Source organism: Streptomyces sp. NBC_01298, from assembly GCF_035978755.1.
Taxonomy (GTDB): Bacteria; Actinomycetota; Actinomycetes; order Streptomycetales; family Streptomycetaceae; genus Streptomyces.
On sequence record NZ_CP108414.1, the window covers coordinates 3932129 to 3946199 of the forward strand.

13 protein-coding genes are annotated in these 14071 nt (G+C 70.8%); 7 read left to right on the forward strand and 6 right to left on the reverse strand.

Annotation, left to right across the window (positions count from 1 at the left end):
• Nucleotides 1–27 precede the first annotated feature (27 nt).
• From OG730_RS17635 to rarD, 3 genes are all read left to right on the forward strand, one after another.
• Nucleotides 28–2046 (forward strand): 2-oxoacid:acceptor oxidoreductase subunit alpha, encoded by a 2019-nt coding sequence (locus tag OG730_RS17635; protein ID WP_327305128.1) that lies wholly within the window; start codon nt 28–30, stop codon nt 2044–2046.
• A complete protein-coding gene (locus OG730_RS17640) occupies nt 2039–3106 on the forward strand; it encodes a 2-oxoacid:ferredoxin oxidoreductase subunit beta (RefSeq protein WP_327305129.1) in 1068 nt (355 codons plus the stop codon). Before OG730_RS17635 ends, OG730_RS17640 begins: the two co-directional genes overlap by 8 nt.
• 224 nt (nt 3107–3330) lie before the next feature.
• On the forward strand, nt 3331–4308 hold the full coding sequence (rarD, locus tag OG730_RS17645) for an EamA family transporter RarD (RefSeq protein WP_327305130.1): 978 nt from the start codon (nt 3331–3333) through the stop codon (nt 4306–4308).
• A 112-nt stretch (nt 4309–4420) separates the two neighbouring features.
• Here the strand turns inward: rarD and OG730_RS17650 are convergent, their stop codons facing one another.
• Nucleotides 4421–4819 carry a DUF6193 family natural product biosynthesis protein gene (locus OG730_RS17650; RefSeq protein WP_327305131.1) on the reverse strand — a complete coding sequence of 133 codons (399 nt, stop codon included), beginning with the start codon at nt 4817–4819 and terminating at the stop codon, nt 4421–4423.
• A gap of 192 nt (nt 4820–5011) precedes the next feature.
• Here OG730_RS17650 and OG730_RS17655 point away from each other — a divergent pair, with 192 nt between their 5' ends.
• Both OG730_RS17655 and OG730_RS17660 read left to right on the forward strand, forming a co-directional pair.
• Nucleotides 5012–6325, forward strand: a complete 1314-nt coding sequence (locus OG730_RS17655) for a M28 family metallopeptidase (protein WP_327305132.1) — start codon at nt 5012–5014, stop codon at nt 6323–6325.
• Between the two features lie 57 nt (nt 6326–6382).
• Entirely contained in the window at nt 6383–6802 is a 420-nt protein-coding gene (locus OG730_RS17660; RefSeq protein ID WP_327305133.1) for a hypothetical protein, read from the forward strand.
• Here the strand turns inward: OG730_RS17660 and OG730_RS17665 are convergent.
• The 4 genes from OG730_RS17665 to OG730_RS17680 all read right to left on the reverse strand — a co-directional run bounded on the left by OG730_RS17665 (nt 6776) and on the right by OG730_RS17680 (nt 10020).
• The gene (locus OG730_RS17665) at nt 6776–7192 is read right to left on the reverse strand and encodes a hypothetical protein (protein ID WP_327305134.1); all 417 of its coding nucleotides are present in this window, start codon (nt 7190–7192) and stop codon (nt 6776–6778) included. The two genes, OG730_RS17660 and OG730_RS17665, sit on opposite strands and share 27 nt — an antisense overlap.
• Complete coding sequence (locus OG730_RS17670; protein WP_239516343.1) at nt 7189–7392, reverse strand: ribbon-helix-helix domain-containing protein; 204 nt, start codon at nt 7390–7392, stop codon at nt 7189–7191. The genes OG730_RS17665 and OG730_RS17670 overlap by 4 nt, the downstream gene beginning before the upstream one ends.
• 116 nt (nt 7393–7508) lie before the next feature.
• Nucleotides 7509–8741, reverse strand: coding sequence for a LolA family protein (locus tag OG730_RS17675; protein ID WP_327305135.1), 1233 nt, complete (start codon nt 8739–8741; stop codon nt 7509–7511).
• Between the two features lie 268 nt (nt 8742–9009).
• Nucleotides 9010–10020: a polyprenyl synthetase family protein gene (locus OG730_RS17680; protein ID WP_327305136.1), complete on the reverse strand. Its 1011-nt coding sequence runs from the start codon at nt 10018–10020 to the stop codon at nt 9010–9012.
• A 201-nt stretch (nt 10021–10221) separates the two neighbouring features.
• Here OG730_RS17680 and OG730_RS17685 point away from each other — a divergent pair, with 201 nt between their 5' ends.
• Together OG730_RS17685 and OG730_RS17690 are read left to right on the forward strand one after the other, a co-directional pair.
• Nucleotides 10222–11739: a peptide MFS transporter gene (locus OG730_RS17685; RefSeq protein ID WP_327305137.1), complete on the forward strand. Its 1518-nt coding sequence runs from the start codon at nt 10222–10224 to the stop codon at nt 11737–11739.
• A 67-nt stretch (nt 11740–11806) separates the two neighbouring features.
• Nucleotides 11807–13813 (forward strand): CocE/NonD family hydrolase, encoded by a 2007-nt coding sequence (locus OG730_RS17690; RefSeq protein ID WP_327309309.1) that lies wholly within the window; start codon nt 11807–11809, stop codon nt 13811–13813.
• Nucleotides 13814–13859: 46 nt separating this feature from the next.
• Here the strand turns inward: OG730_RS17690 and OG730_RS17695 are convergent, their stop codons facing one another.
• Nucleotides 13860–14054, reverse strand: coding sequence for a DUF397 domain-containing protein (locus OG730_RS17695; protein WP_327305138.1), 195 nt, complete (start codon nt 14052–14054; stop codon nt 13860–13862).
• Between the last annotated feature and the right edge of the window lie 17 nt (nt 14055–14071).

Sequence of the window (14071 nt, forward strand, 5' to 3'; positions counted from 1 at the left end):
CTCACGCCTCGAAGGAGGTCCAGTTCAGTGACCAGCCAGGTTAGTAGCCCAGCCGAACAGTCCGACGGGGCCGAAGGCGCAGTCGTCGGCGAGCAGCGGACGTCCCCGGGCCCGAACGGCGAACCCGCGGGCCATGCGGGCCACGCGGTTCCTGAGGGCCACACGGGCCCCGCGGGCCCGGGCGACGCCGCGTCGAAGGAAGTGCGCCAACTCGATCGGGTGATCATCCGCTTCGCGGGTGACTCCGGTGACGGCATGCAGCTCACCGGTGACCGTTTCACCTCGGAAACCGCCTCCTTCGGCAACGACCTCTCGACGCTGCCGAACTTCCCGGCCGAGATCAGGGCGCCCGCCGGCACCCTCCCCGGTGTGTCGTCCTTCCAGCTGCACTTCGCCGACCACGACATCCTGACGCCGGGCGACGCCCCGAACGTCCTGGTGGCGATGAACCCGGCGGCGCTGAAGGCGAACATCGCGGACGTGCCGCGCGGCGCGGAGATCATCGTCAACACCGACGAGTTCACCAAGCGCCCGATGGCCAAGGTCGGCTACGAGACCTCCCCGCTGGAAGACGGCTCCCTGGACGCCTACAACGTCCACCCGGTGCCGCTGACCACCCTCACGGTCGAGGCGCTGAAGGAGTTCGGGCTCTCCCGCAAGGAGGCCGAGCGCAGCAAGAACATGTTCGCGCTCGGGCTGCTGTCCTGGATGTACCACCGGCCCACCGAGGGCACCGAGAAGTTCCTGCGGCAGAAGTTCGCGAAGAAGCCGCAGATCGCGGAGGCGAACGTCGCCGCCTTCCGGGCGGGCTGGAACTTCGGCGAGACCACCGAGGACTTCGCCGTCTCCTACGAGGTGGCCCCGGCCACCCGCGCCTTCCCGACCGGCACCTACCGCAACATCTCCGGGAACCTGGCCCTGTCCTACGGCCTGATCGCAGCCGGCCAGCAGGCCGATCTGCCGATCTACCTGGGCTCGTACCCGATCACCCCGGCCTCGGACATCCTGCACGAGCTGTCGAAGCACAAGAACTTCGGCGTACGCACCTTCCAGGCCGAGGACGAGATCGCCGGCATCGGCGCGGCGCTGGGCGCGGCCTTCGGCGGCGCGCTCGGCGTGACCACCACCTCGGGCCCGGGCGTGGCGCTGAAGTCCGAGACGATCGGCCTCGCGGTCTCCCTGGAGCTGCCGCTGCTGATCGTGGACATCCAGCGCGGCGGCCCCTCGACCGGTCTGCCGACCAAGACGGAGCAGGCCGACCTGCTCCAGGCCATGTACGGGCGCAACGGCGAGGCGCCGGTGCCGATCGTGGCCCCGCGCACCCCGGCGGACTGCTTCGACGCCGCGCTGGACGCGGCCCGGATCGCGCTGACCTACCGGACCCCGGTGTTCCTGCTCTCCGACGGGTACCTCGCCAACGGCTCCGAGCCCTGGCGGATCCCGGACGTGGCGGACCTGCCGGACCTCAAGGTCCAGTTCGCCTCCGGCCCCAACCACGAGCTCGCGGACGGCACCGAGGTCTTCTGGCCGTACAAGCGCGATCCGCAGACCCTGGCCCGCCCCTGGGCGGTCCCGGGCACGCCGGGGCTGGAGCACCGGATCGGCGGCATCGAGAAGCAGGACGGCACGGGCAACATCTCGTACGACCCGGCGAACCACGAGTTCATGGTCCGCACCCGCCAGGCCAAGATCGACGGCATCCTCGTCCCCGACCTGGAGGTCGACGACCCGGACGGCGCGCGGACCCTGGTGATCGGCTGGGGTTCGACGTACGGGCCGATCACGGCCGCCGTACGCCGGCTGCGGCTCGCCGGGCTGCCCATCGCGCAGGCCCACCTGCGCCACCTCAACCCGTTCCCGAGGAATCTGGGCGAGGTCCTGAAGCGTTACGACAAGGTAGTGGTGCCGGAGATGAACCTCGGGCAGCTCGCGACCCTCCTGAGGGCGAAGTACCTGGTCGACGCACAGTCGTACAACCAGGTGAACGGCATGCCGTTCAAGGCCGAGCAGCTCGCCAACCATCTCAAGGAGGCCATCAATGACTGAGGTGACCGACAGCCCCACCCTGCTCTCGCTGGTGCCCAAGGCGGCCGCCAAGCAGTCGATGAAGGACTTCAAGTCGGACCAGGAGGTCCGCTGGTGCCCCGGCTGCGGCGACTACGCGGTGCTCGCCGCCGTCCAGGGCTTCATGCCGGAGCTGGGACTGGCGAAGGAGAACATCGTCTTCGTCTCGGGCATCGGCTGCTCCTCGCGCTTCCCGTACTACATGGACACCTACGGGATGCACTCGATCCACGGCCGCGCCCCGGCCATCGCCACCGGGCTCGCGACCTCGCGCCGCGACCTGTCGGTCTGGGTGGTCACCGGTGACGGCGACGCGCTCTCCATCGGCGGAAACCACCTGATCCACGCCCTGCGGCGCAACGTCAACCTCAAGATCCTGCTGTTCAACAACCGGATCTACGGGCTGACCAAGGGGCAGTACTCCCCCACCTCCGAGGTCGGCAAGATCACCAAGTCGACCCCGATGGGCTCGCTCGACGCCCCCTTCAACCCGGTCTCGCTCGCGATCGGCGCGGAGGCCTCCTTCGTGGCCCGTACGGTCGACTCCGACCGCAAGCACCTCACCGAGGTGCTGCGCGCGGCGGCCGCCCACGAGGGCACGGCGCTGGTGGAGATCTACCAGAACTGCAACATCTTCAACGACGGCGCCTTCGAGGTCCTCAAGGACCACGAGCAGGCCCAGGAGGCCGTGATCCGCCTGGAGCACGGGCAGCCGATCCGCTTCGGAGTGGCGGGCGCCAAGGGCGTCGTGCGCAACGTGGCCACCGGTGACCTGGAGGTCGTGACGGTGACCGCGGAGAACGAGTCCCGGATCCTGGTCCACGACGCCTCCTCGGCCTCCCCGACCAACGCGTTCGCGCTGTCCCGGCTGGCCGACCCCGACACGCTGCACCAGACGCCCATCGGGGTGTTCCGCAACGTGCGCCGGCCCGTCTACGACACGCTCATGGCCGACCAGCTGGAGACGGCCGTGGACCGCGGCGGCAAGGGCGACCTGGGCGCGCTGCTGAGCGGGAACGACACCTGGACCGTCGTCGGCTAGTCGGCCGTACGGCGCCCGGCGAAGCGCACCGAAGCCCGGATCCGCAAGGAGGGTCCGGGCTTCGTCGCGTCCCGGCCGCCGCGTCCCGGCCGCCGGGCCGCCACCCAGGTGTCACGGACAGGCGCCACGGACAGGTGTCATGAGCATCTCGCCTGAGACTAATGACTTTCCGCGTGTACGGCGCTACCGTCGTCAGGTTGGCTTGAAGTAGCTCTGGAGGTCCCGTGAAGGCACAGAACGACCAGCGCACGGGGTTGCTCTACGGCTTCGCCTCGTACGGGATGTGGGGGATCGTGCCCCTCTTCTGGCCGCTCCTCCAGCCCGCCGGAGCGATCGAGATCCTCGCCCACCGCATGGTGTGGTCCCTGGCCGTGGTCGGCGTGGCGCTGCTGGCCCTGCGCCGCTGGGGATGGGTCTCCGAGCTGCTGCGCCAGCCGCGCAAGCTCGCCCTCACGGCGGTGGCCGCCGCCCTGGTCACCGTGAACTGGGGCGTGTACATCTGGTCGGTCAACAACGGCGCGGTCGTCGAGGCGAGCCTCGGCTACTTCATCAACCCCCTGGTCACCATCGCGCTCGGCGTCCTGGTGCTCGGCGAGCGCCTGCGCCGCACGCAGTGGGCGGCGGTCGGCATCGCCGTCGCGGCCGTGCTGGTCCTCGCCGTCGGGTACGGGCGGCCGCCGTGGATCTCGCTGATCCTGGCCTTCTCCTTCGCCCTGTACGGGCTGATCAAGAAGCAGCTCGGCATGGGCGGCCTGGAATCGCTGACCGCCGAGACCGTGATCATGTTCCTGCCCGCCCTCGGCTACCTGCTGTGGCTCGGCTCGCGCGGCGAGTCCACCTTCACCGCGCAGGGCCCGGGCCACGCCGCCCTGCTGGCCTCGGCCGGGCTGGTCACGGCGATCCCGCTGATCTGCTTCGGCGCCGCCGCGATCCGGGTCCCGCTGTCCACCCTCGGGCTGCTCCAGTACATGGCCCCGGTCTTCCAGTTCGGCCTCGGCGTCCTGTACTTCCACGAGGCCATGCCGGCCGCGCGCTGGGCCGGTTTCTCCCTGGTCTGGGTCGCCCTGTCGATCCTCACCTGGGACGCCCTGCGCACCGCCCACCGCTCCCGCGCCCTGCGCCTCGACGGCCTGACGGCGCCGCTGGCGGCTCCGCTCCCGACCCCGCTCCCGACCCCGGCCCCGGCGCGCGAGACCGCGTAGGGCCGGAGCCGGGGCCAGGGCCACCAGCACCGACGGGCGCGTCTTCGGACGCGCCCGTCCGCGTGTCCGCCGGACCCGGGGCGGCCTGCGCTCCGCCGGACCCCCGGGCGGCCTACGCCTCCATCGGCAGCCCCGTGGCGGCGAGCCGGAGGCGGGGCGGTACGTGCGTGACCACCAGGGTCACGGCCTCCCCGGCCGTGGCCACCTCGCCGAGCTCCGCGGAGGGATCGCGCCGCATGACGCGGAACCGTCCGTCGGGCAGCGGGATCACGAAGGGGACCGCCACCTCGTAGGGGAAGCGGGTGGTGCTGCTGAAGTTCACGTGGCCATGGCTCGTGTACGGGTACAGCTGCCGCAGGATCGGGTCCTCGTAGGCCGCCTCCAGCACCTCGATGGTGCCGGTGCGCCAGTCCTCGGAGCCGAGGCGCTCCAGCTTGTCCGCCCAGGCCCGCCGCGTGCCGGCCCACTGGGCCTCGACGACCGCCGCACGGGTCTCTTCGTTCACGTTCATCCCCCCAGTGTGCTCCCGCCCCGGCCCCACGGGCCGCTCCGTCCGCTTTCCGAACGGGTGTGACCGGATTCAGGTCTTGACGGACTGTCATGTCCTCGCCGACCATCAGGCTCGCACTGACGCACGTTGCTCACTTGTTCCACCCCGCACGTTTCCGCACACATCCCCAGTACGGAATCCCGGAGCCCCCACATGAGCCTGTCCGTCTCCCGGCGTCTGGCCGCCGTGACCGCCCTCGCGGTCGCCGGCCTCCTCTCCGCCACCGCCCCCGCCGCGCTCGCCACGCCGACCTCGGTCGCCGCCGCGCCCACGCCGCCCGACATCCCGCTGGCCAACGTCAAGGCGCACTTGACGCAGCTGCAGTCCATAGCCACCGCCAACGGCGGCAACCGCGCCCACGGCAAGGCCGGCTACAAGGCCTCGATCGACTACGTGAAGGCCAAGCTGGACGCGGCCGGTTTCACGACCACCCTGCAGACCTTCACCTCCAGCGGCGCCACCGGCTACAACCTGATCGCCGACTGGCCGGGCGGCGACCCCAACTCGGTCCTGATGTCGGGCTCGCACCTGGACTCGGTCAACGCGGGCCCCGGCATCAACGACAACGGGTCCGGTTCGGCCGGCATCCTGGAGACGGCGCTCGCCGTCTCCCGCGCGCAGCTCCAGCCCACGAAGCACCTGCGCTTCGGCTGGTGGGGCGCGGAGGAGCTGGGCATGATCGGCTCGAAGTACTACGTCAACAACCTGCCGGCCGCGGAGAAGTCGAAGATCTCCGGCTACCTGAACTTCGACATGATCGGCTCGCCGAACCCGGGCTACTTCGTCTACGACGACGACCCGACCATCGAGCAGACCTTCAAGAACTACTACACGGGCATCGGCGTCTCCACCGAGATCGAGACCGAGGGCGACGGCCGGTCCGACCACGCCCCGTTCAAGAGCGCCGGGATCCCGGTCGGCGGCCTGTTCTCGGGCGCCGACTACACCAAGACGGCGGCCCAGGCCGCGAAGTGGGGCGGCACCTCCGGTCAGGCCTTCGACCGGTGCTACCACTCCTCCTGCGACACCACGGCGAACATCAACGACACCGCCCTGGACCGCAACTCCGACGCCATCGCCTACGCGATCTGGAACCTCGGGGCAGCCACCCCGGTCCCGCCGGGCCCGTCCTTCGAGAACACCGCCGACGTGAACATCCCGGACGCCGCCGCCGCGGTGAACTCGCCGATCACGGTCTCGGGCGTCACGGGCAACGCGCCGGCCACCACCAAGGTCGACGTGAACATCGTCCACCCCTACATCGGTGACCTGGTGGTCGACCTCATCGCCCCCGACGGCAGCGTGTACAACCTGCACAACCGCACCGGCGGCAGCGCGGACAACATCGTCAAGTCCGTCACGGTCAACGCCTCCTCCGAGGTGGCCAACGGCGTCTGGAACCTCCGGGTCAAGGACGCGGCAGCGCAGGACGTCGGCTACATCAACAGCTGGAAGATCACCTTCTAGGGAACCAGCCCCCGAGTGGTCTAGTCCTTTGGAGCTCCGGTGTGATCTGATCGGATCATGCCGGAGCTCCTCGCTGCACTCCTCACCCTGCTGGCCCAGGCCATCTCGGCCCTCAACCCCGCAGTGCTCGTGCGCAGGCGCCGCCGGCTGGCGCGGCTCGCCGACCACGCGCAGGGCCGTACCGTCCTCGTCCCCTGCGATCTGCGCGATCGCGAACTGACCGGGGGAACCTGGGCCGAAGGCCTGCTGGAACTGCCGCCCGGCGGGTCGGCACGGCCGGTCGGGCCGGTCCGCTGGCGCGCGAAGGGGCGTACGGGCGCTGCGCGCACGGCGGAGTTCCCGCCCCTGGAGGCCGCCTCCGCCGACGGGATCAGCGTCGCGTTCCGCTCCGCGGACGGGGCCACCGAGCTGCGGCTGCACCCGGACGAGGCCCCGATGGTGCTGCGCGTCCTACGTGTCCTGCGCGAGGCCCCGTAGCGAGGCCGACAGCGGCTCCTGGATCCGGGCCCGCAGTTCCTCCGCGACCGCGGCGACATCGGCGTGCCCCAGCTTCGCGGCCTCCACCAGATCGCCGAGTTCCTCCGGCGACGGCAGCTGCTTGGCCCCGGCGACCCGCAGGTACGAGCGGGTGGCGGCGGCGGCGTAGAACTCGTTCATCGGGGATTCGAGCGCCGGGCACACCGCGAGCGTGTGCAGAAACGCCGCGGCCCGCCACGCGGTGTCCGGGGCGGGCTGCTCGGGGACCAGGATGAGGTCGTTCTGGTGCCGGGCCACGGCGGCGGCCACTCCGGAGGGATCCCACACGGCGGGATCGGACGGGAGATGGTGGGCCAGGGCCGTCCAGGCCCACTCCATGGTGATCTTCAATGCCCGAACCGCTCCTGGAAGTAGCCCCAGTGGTCGGCGAACTCCTCTATCCCGGACAGGAAGTTCTTCCGGTCCTCGTCGAGCTCGCGTTCCGTGACTTCGGTGATCAGCGCGGTGACCGTCGTGCCCAGGGCCGCCGCTCGCGCCTTCAGGCGTTCGTGGAACTCTTCTTCCAGGCGGATGGTGACGTGTCTCGACATGCTTTTCACGGTACAGCGGGGCTGCTGTACGCAGGGCCGGAACGGCACAAGGGTGGGCAGGGACACAGTCCCCCGCCCACCCTTGGGTGCCTCTACCGGTTGCTTGTCGGCGTCGGCTACTTGTTGGCGTCGGCCGCCTTCACCAGCTCGGCCTTGGTGACCGCGCCGACGTAGACCTTGCCGTCGTCCGTGATCAGCGCGTTGACCACGCGGGTCTTCAGGACGCGGCCCTCGCCGAACTTCCCGGAGACCTTCTCGCCGAGCGAGTCGAGGAACTGAGCGGCCCCCTTGGGCGCGTTCTTGTCCTTGGCGGCGTCGTCCAGGCCCTTGAGGGTGTTGCTCGCGCCGGTCTCGATCCGGGCGATCGAGGTCCAGCCCTCGCCGAGGACCTTCGGCTCGCCCTTGGCGCCGTCGGCGCCGCCGGTCAGGCCGCCCAGGCCGGGGATGGCTTCGAGCGCGTCCAGGCCCTTGTCGGCACCCTTGCCCTCGCCCTTGCCGTGCTCGCCGGCCGCGCCCTCGGTCACCTTGGCGTCCTTGGGCGGGGTGAAGGCGAAGGTGTCGGCGGAGGGCTTGGAGAAGTCCACCTTCGTGAAGCCGGCGTCCACGATCGGCTTGCCGCCGTCGGTGGAGAGCACCTGCACGCGCAGCGGCACGCCGTTCTTCGCGTCCACCGCGATCTTCACCGAGGAAACCGTCGAACCGGTCCCCTTCGGCTTCAGGACCAGCTGGTAGGCGTCGCGGCCGGCCACCTGGGCCGTGTCCCCGACGGTGATGCCGGTGGTGGGTCCGGCGGCCTTCAGGACCTCCTGGGCGATCTCCTGCGGAGAGGCCGGGAGGCCGTCGCCCGCCTTGCGCTCGGCGCTCTTGCCGGCGTCCGTCGCGTCGGTGGGCGCCTTCTCGTGGAAGACCTCCTTCGACTTGGAGTCGTATCCCCAGACGTCGTCGCCGTTGTGGACGAGGCTGTACTCGTCCTTGCCGTCCACGAAGGTGAGCTTCTGGCGGTCGGGGCCGTCGGCGGCCACCCGGAAGGTGTGGGTGCCGCTCGCCAGCTGGGCGAGCTTGTCCTGCGGGTCCGCGGAGCCGCCGGTCACGCCGCCACCGCCGCCCAGCAGGCCGGCCGGAAGGCTCGGCAGCCCCAGGTCCGTGCTGATCTTGGCGCTGCCGGACAGCTGCTGTACGTCCGAGGCCGCGATCTTCTCGATGAGCTGCTGGGCCGTGACCTTCGGAAGGTCCGGTCCACCGGCGTTCGCGAAGGCCGGGACCATCGCGATCGTGCCGGCGACCACACCGAACACCGCGACCGGTACGGCGTACCGAGCGGCCTTGCGGGTCTTTGCGTTCGTTCCCATGTCTGTCTGCCCTACCTCTGTGTGTACGGCGGCGACCTACCCGTCTTGATGTGGCCCACAACCGCGACCACGTCCACCCCTCGCCGCCACTCTCACCCGATCTGGTGGGGATGTGCCTCTATCTGACCAAAGAAGAGGGGGTCGGGGCGTCAGCCCCCGGAGCCAACTGTGCGTACGCCCCAGGGATGACACGACGAGGGCCCGGCCTCCCCCACCCGTAGGGGTCGCCGGGCCCTCGCCCCTGATGTCCGGTGTCGCGTCCCGCCGGTCAGCCCGCGCGGTGGACCACGGCGTCGCACAGCTCCACCAGCGCCGACTTCGCGAAGCACTCGGGCAGCGGGGCCAGCGTGGCCCGCGCCTCCTCCGCGTACCGCACGGTGTCCTTGCGGGCCTGCTCCAGGGCCGGGTGGACCCGCAGCCGGGCGAGCACGTCGGCGTGCCGGGCGTCGTCCGTCAGATCGCCGTCCAGGAGCCGTACGAGCTCCAGGTCGTCGGGGTCGCCGCCCTGGGCCGCCATCTCCCGCAGCCGCAGGACCGGCAGCGTCGGGATGCCCTCGCGCAGGTCGGTGCCGGGGGTCTTGCCGGACTCGTGCGAGTCGGAGGCGATGTCGAGGACGTCGTCGGCGAGCTGGAAGGCGGTGCCGAGCCGCTCTCCGTACTGGGTCAGGATGTCGATGACCGACTCGTCGGCGCCGGACATCATCGCGCCGAAGCGGCCGGAGACCGCGATCAGCGAACCGGTCTTGCCGGCGATGACGTCGAGGTAGTGCTCGACCGGGTCGCGGCCGTCGCGCGGGCCCGCGGTCTCCAGGATCTGGCCCGTCACCAGGCGCTCGAACGCCTCGGCCTGGACCCGTACGGCCTCGGGGCCGAGGTCCGCCAGGATGTGTGAGGCGCGGGCGAACAGGAAGTCACCCGTCAGGACGGCCACGGAGTTGCCCCAGCGGGCGTTGGAGCTCTCCACGCCGCGGCGCACGTCCGCCTCGTCCATGACGTCGTCGTGGTAGAGCGTCGCCAGGTGGGTGAGCTCCACGACCACGGCGGAGGGGACGATCCCCGGCGCGTAGGGATCGCCGAACCGGGAGGCCAGCATCACCAGGAGCGGCCGGAACCGCTTGCCGCCGGCGCGGACCAGGTGCTGCGCGGCCTCGGTGATGAAGGGGACTTCACTCTTGGTGGCTTCCAGCAGACCCGCCTCGACGGCGGCCAGTCCGGCCTGGACATCGGTCTCAAGAGCCTGGTCCCGCACGCTCAGTCCGAACGGCCCGACGACGGTCACGAGGGGTACTCCTGTCTGCTGACGATCACCTTGACGATCACACGGATTGTCGATGTGTCGCTGCCATCACTCAAGCCAGCGTATCCGGTCTGTTTTCGATCACCCAGGGCGCCCGCCCGGCCACCGGCACCCTACCGGCCGGGCGGCGCCCCATGCGCCCCGGTATGTTCGAGAGCAGCCGAAACAACCGGAGAATGCGTTTTGTCCAGAACTGCTACCGATAGAGACGACTCGTCCGACCCGGAGGCCGACCAGCCGCCTCCCGGCGACGACCACGCCTTCCTCGGGCACCCCAGGGGCCTGGCCACGCTCTCCGGGCTGGAGGTCTGGGAGCGCTTCTCGTTCCTGGGCATGCAGGCCATCCTCGTCCTCTACTTCGCGGACGCGGTGGCCAACGGCGGCCTGGGGATGAACCCGGGCACCGCGGCCTCCGTCTCGGCGGCCTACGGGACCATGGTCTACCTCGTCTCCGTCGCCGGCGGGTGGCTCGCCGACCGGATCCTCGGTTCGTACCGCGCCGTGCTCTGGGGCGGCATCCTGATCGCCTGCGGCCATTACGCCATGGCCGTGCCGACCGCCGCCATGACCTGGGTGGGCCTCGGCCTGATCAGCGCCGGCACCGGCCTGCTGAAGCCGAACGTGGCGAGCATGGTCGGCAAGCTCTACAAGACGGACGACGACCGGCGCGACGCCGGCTTCGCCCTCTACTACATGGGCATCAACATCGGCGCCTTCGCCGGCCCCCTGATCACCGCCTGGCTCGGTGAGCACGAGGGCTGGCACTGGGGCTTCTCGGCCGCCGCGATCGGCATGACCGCGGGCCTGATCCAGTACGTGGCCGGCCGCCGCCACCTGGCGGGGCGCAAGCACTCCGCGGAGTTCGCGCTCGCGCCCGACGCGATGCGCTCGGCCGTGATCAAGATCATTGCCGGGATCCTCGTCTTCGCCGCCCTCGCCACTCTTCTGGCGGTACTGGGCTGGCTGACGATGGGCCGGTTCGTCGACCTGCTCACCCTGGTCTCGGTGATCGCGCCGATCGTCTACTTCGCGATCATGTTCCGCAGCGACCGGGTGACGGCCGCCGAACGGGGGCGCCTGCGCCCGTACGTCGTGCTCTTCCTGGCCTCGGTGGCCTTCAACTTCATCCTCTTCCAGGCGTACTCGACGATGATGCTGCTCGCCTCGACGAACGCCCGTACCGAGATCCTCGGCTTCACCTTCCCGGCCGGCTGGTACGCCTCCGCGCTCGGCGCGTTCGAGGTGCTGCTGGCGCCGGTCGTCGCCGCGCTGTGGGTCCGGATGGGGCACAAGCAGCCGCACGCCTCCAACAAGATCGCCATCGGCGTGATCCTGGGCGGCCTGTCCTTCCTCCTGATGGTCATCCCGACCTCGGGGCACTCGGGCGACACGTACAAGATGGCCGCCTGGTGGATCATCGGCTCCTACCTGCTGCTCGGACTCGGCGACATCCTCCTCGAGACCTCCGGCATGTCGGCCACCACGAAGCTCGCCCCGAAGGCCTTCGCCAGCCAGACCATGGCCCTGTGGTTCCTGTCCCTGGCCCTGGCCAACGGCATCCAGGCGCAGGTGGTCAAGCTCTACGACCAGGTCTCCCACCCCGCCTACTTCGGCGTCAACGGCGCCATCGCGGTGGCGGTGGGGCTCGCAGTGATCGCGGCCGCCCCGTGGCTCAAGCGCACGATGCACCCGGTGCACTGACCGTCCGTTGCCCACTGACCGTCCCGCTGTCCGCTGACCCTCCGAGGAGATGGGCGAGAGACCCTCGATGATCATCCGTACCGATTTCCCCTACGGGACCACCCACGAGGACGTCCGGATCCCCCTCCCGGACGGCACCGAGCTGTACGCCCGCATCTGGCGGCCGGTCACCGACGAGCCCGTCCCGGCGCTGCTGGAGTACCTCCCGTACCGCCTCACCGACTGGACCGCCCCGCGCGACTGGCAGCGCCACCCCTGGTACGCGGGCCACGGCTACGCCTCCGTACGGGTGGACGTGCGCGGCCACGGCAACAGCGGCGGAAACCCGGGCGACGAGTACGACGCCCAGGAACTCGCCGACGGCGTAGCGGTCGTCGAATGGCTGGCGGCCCAGCCCTGGTGCACGGGGTCCGTGGGCATGTTCGGGATCTCCTGGGGCGGCTTCAACAGCCTCCAGATCGCGGCGCTCGCCCCCGAGGCGTTGAAGGCCGTGGTCACCGTCTGCTCCACGGACGACCGCTTCGACAACGACGTCCACTACATGGGCGGCTCCGTCCTCGCCGTCGACATGCACGCGTGGGCGGCGACCATGCTCGCCTTCGCCTCCCGCCCCCCGGACCCGCTCTACGCGGGCGAGGGCTGGCGCGACCAGTGGCTGTCGCGCCTGGGCTCCGTCGAACCCCTCGTCCACACCTGGCTCTCCCACCAGACCCGCGACGCGTACTGGCGCCACGGCTCCGTCTGCGAGAACTACGGCGCGATCGGCGCGGCCGTCCTGGCGGTCGGCGGCTGGCACGACCCGTACCGCGACACGGTGCTCCGCCTGGTCTCGGCCCTGCCCGCCGACCGGGTCCGCGGCCTGATCGGCCCCTGGTCGCACCAGTACCCCGACCGGGGACTGCCCCCGGGCCCCGCGATCGGCTTCCTCCAGGAGACCCTGCGCTGGTGGGACCACTGGCTCAAGGGCAAGGACACCGGGGTCATGTCCGAACCCCTGCTCCGCTCCTGGATCTCCGAGTCGCACCCGCCGGCGACCACCTACCCGACGCTGCCGGGCCGCTGGGTGGGCGACCCGTCCTGGCCGTCGCCGAACGTGGACCCCGTCACCTACGCCTTCCAGGGCGCCCCGGTGGTCGTCTCTTCCCCCCAGCACACGGGCCTGGACGCGGGCCGCTTCTTCCCCTTCGGCAACGACGCCGATCTGCCGCCGGACCAGCGCGAGGAGGACGCGAAGTCGGCCTGCTTCGAGTTCCCCGTCGGGAACGGCTCCGGCCCGGTGGAGATCCTGGGCCGCCCGGTGGTCCGCCTGCGCCTGCGCATGGACGTCCCGTACGGCCAGGTCGTGGCCCGCCTCTGCGACGTGGCCCCGGACGGCTCCTCGACGCTGGTCACCCGCGGCGCGCTGAACCTCTCCGCACGCCAGGGCCGGGACAAGGCGGTGCCGTGGCCGGTGGGCTCGTACGAGGACGTGGCCTTCGAGCTGAACGGCATCGGCCACTCCTTCCCACCGGGACACCGGATCCGCGTCGCCCTCTCCTCGGCCTACTGGCCGTGGATCTGGCCCCGCGCCGGCTCGGAGGCGGGCTGGACCCTGGACCCGGCGGGCAGCGCGGTGGAACTCCCGATCCGTGACCCGTCCTCCGATGAGGAACCGATCCTCTTCGAGGCCCCGGAACAGTCGGAGCCGCTGGGCGTCTCGTACCCGGAGACCCTGGACGCCCCTCGCCCGGAACGGCTGGTCGTACGGGACGTCGCGCGCGGCCTGTGGCGCCTGGAAGTGGACCCGCGCTACGGCGGCACCCGGGTCTACCCCGACGGGCTGGAGTTCAGCGAGGACGCGCTGGAGATCTACGAGATCCAGGAGTCGGACCCCTTGTCCGCCCGCACCCACTCCACCTGGACGGTCCGGCTGCACCGCCCGGAGCTGGGCTGGGACGTCTCGGTGGTGACCCGCTCGGAGATCTCGTGCGACGAGGGCGGCTTCCTGACGTCGAACGAGGTGGTGTGCCGCGAGGGCGACGAGGTCCTCTTCCACCGCACGTGGGAACGCCGCCTGCCCCGGACGGCGGGGTAGCCGGGTCGGGGCCCCGGGGCTGGCCGCCCGGGGCCCGGCCTGACGGTCAGACGGCCTTGACGCCGTCCACGAAAGCCGCGAAGGCGGCGGCGGGAACGTCCAGCACGGGGCTGTCGGCCAGCTTGGAGTCGCGGACGGGCACGATGCCGCGCGCGCCGACGAGGTTGGTGGCGACCTCGACGCACGCGCCGCCGTTGTCGCTGTAGGAGGACGTGAACCAGCGGGGGGATTCGGTTGTCACTGGGTGCCCCTTCTCGA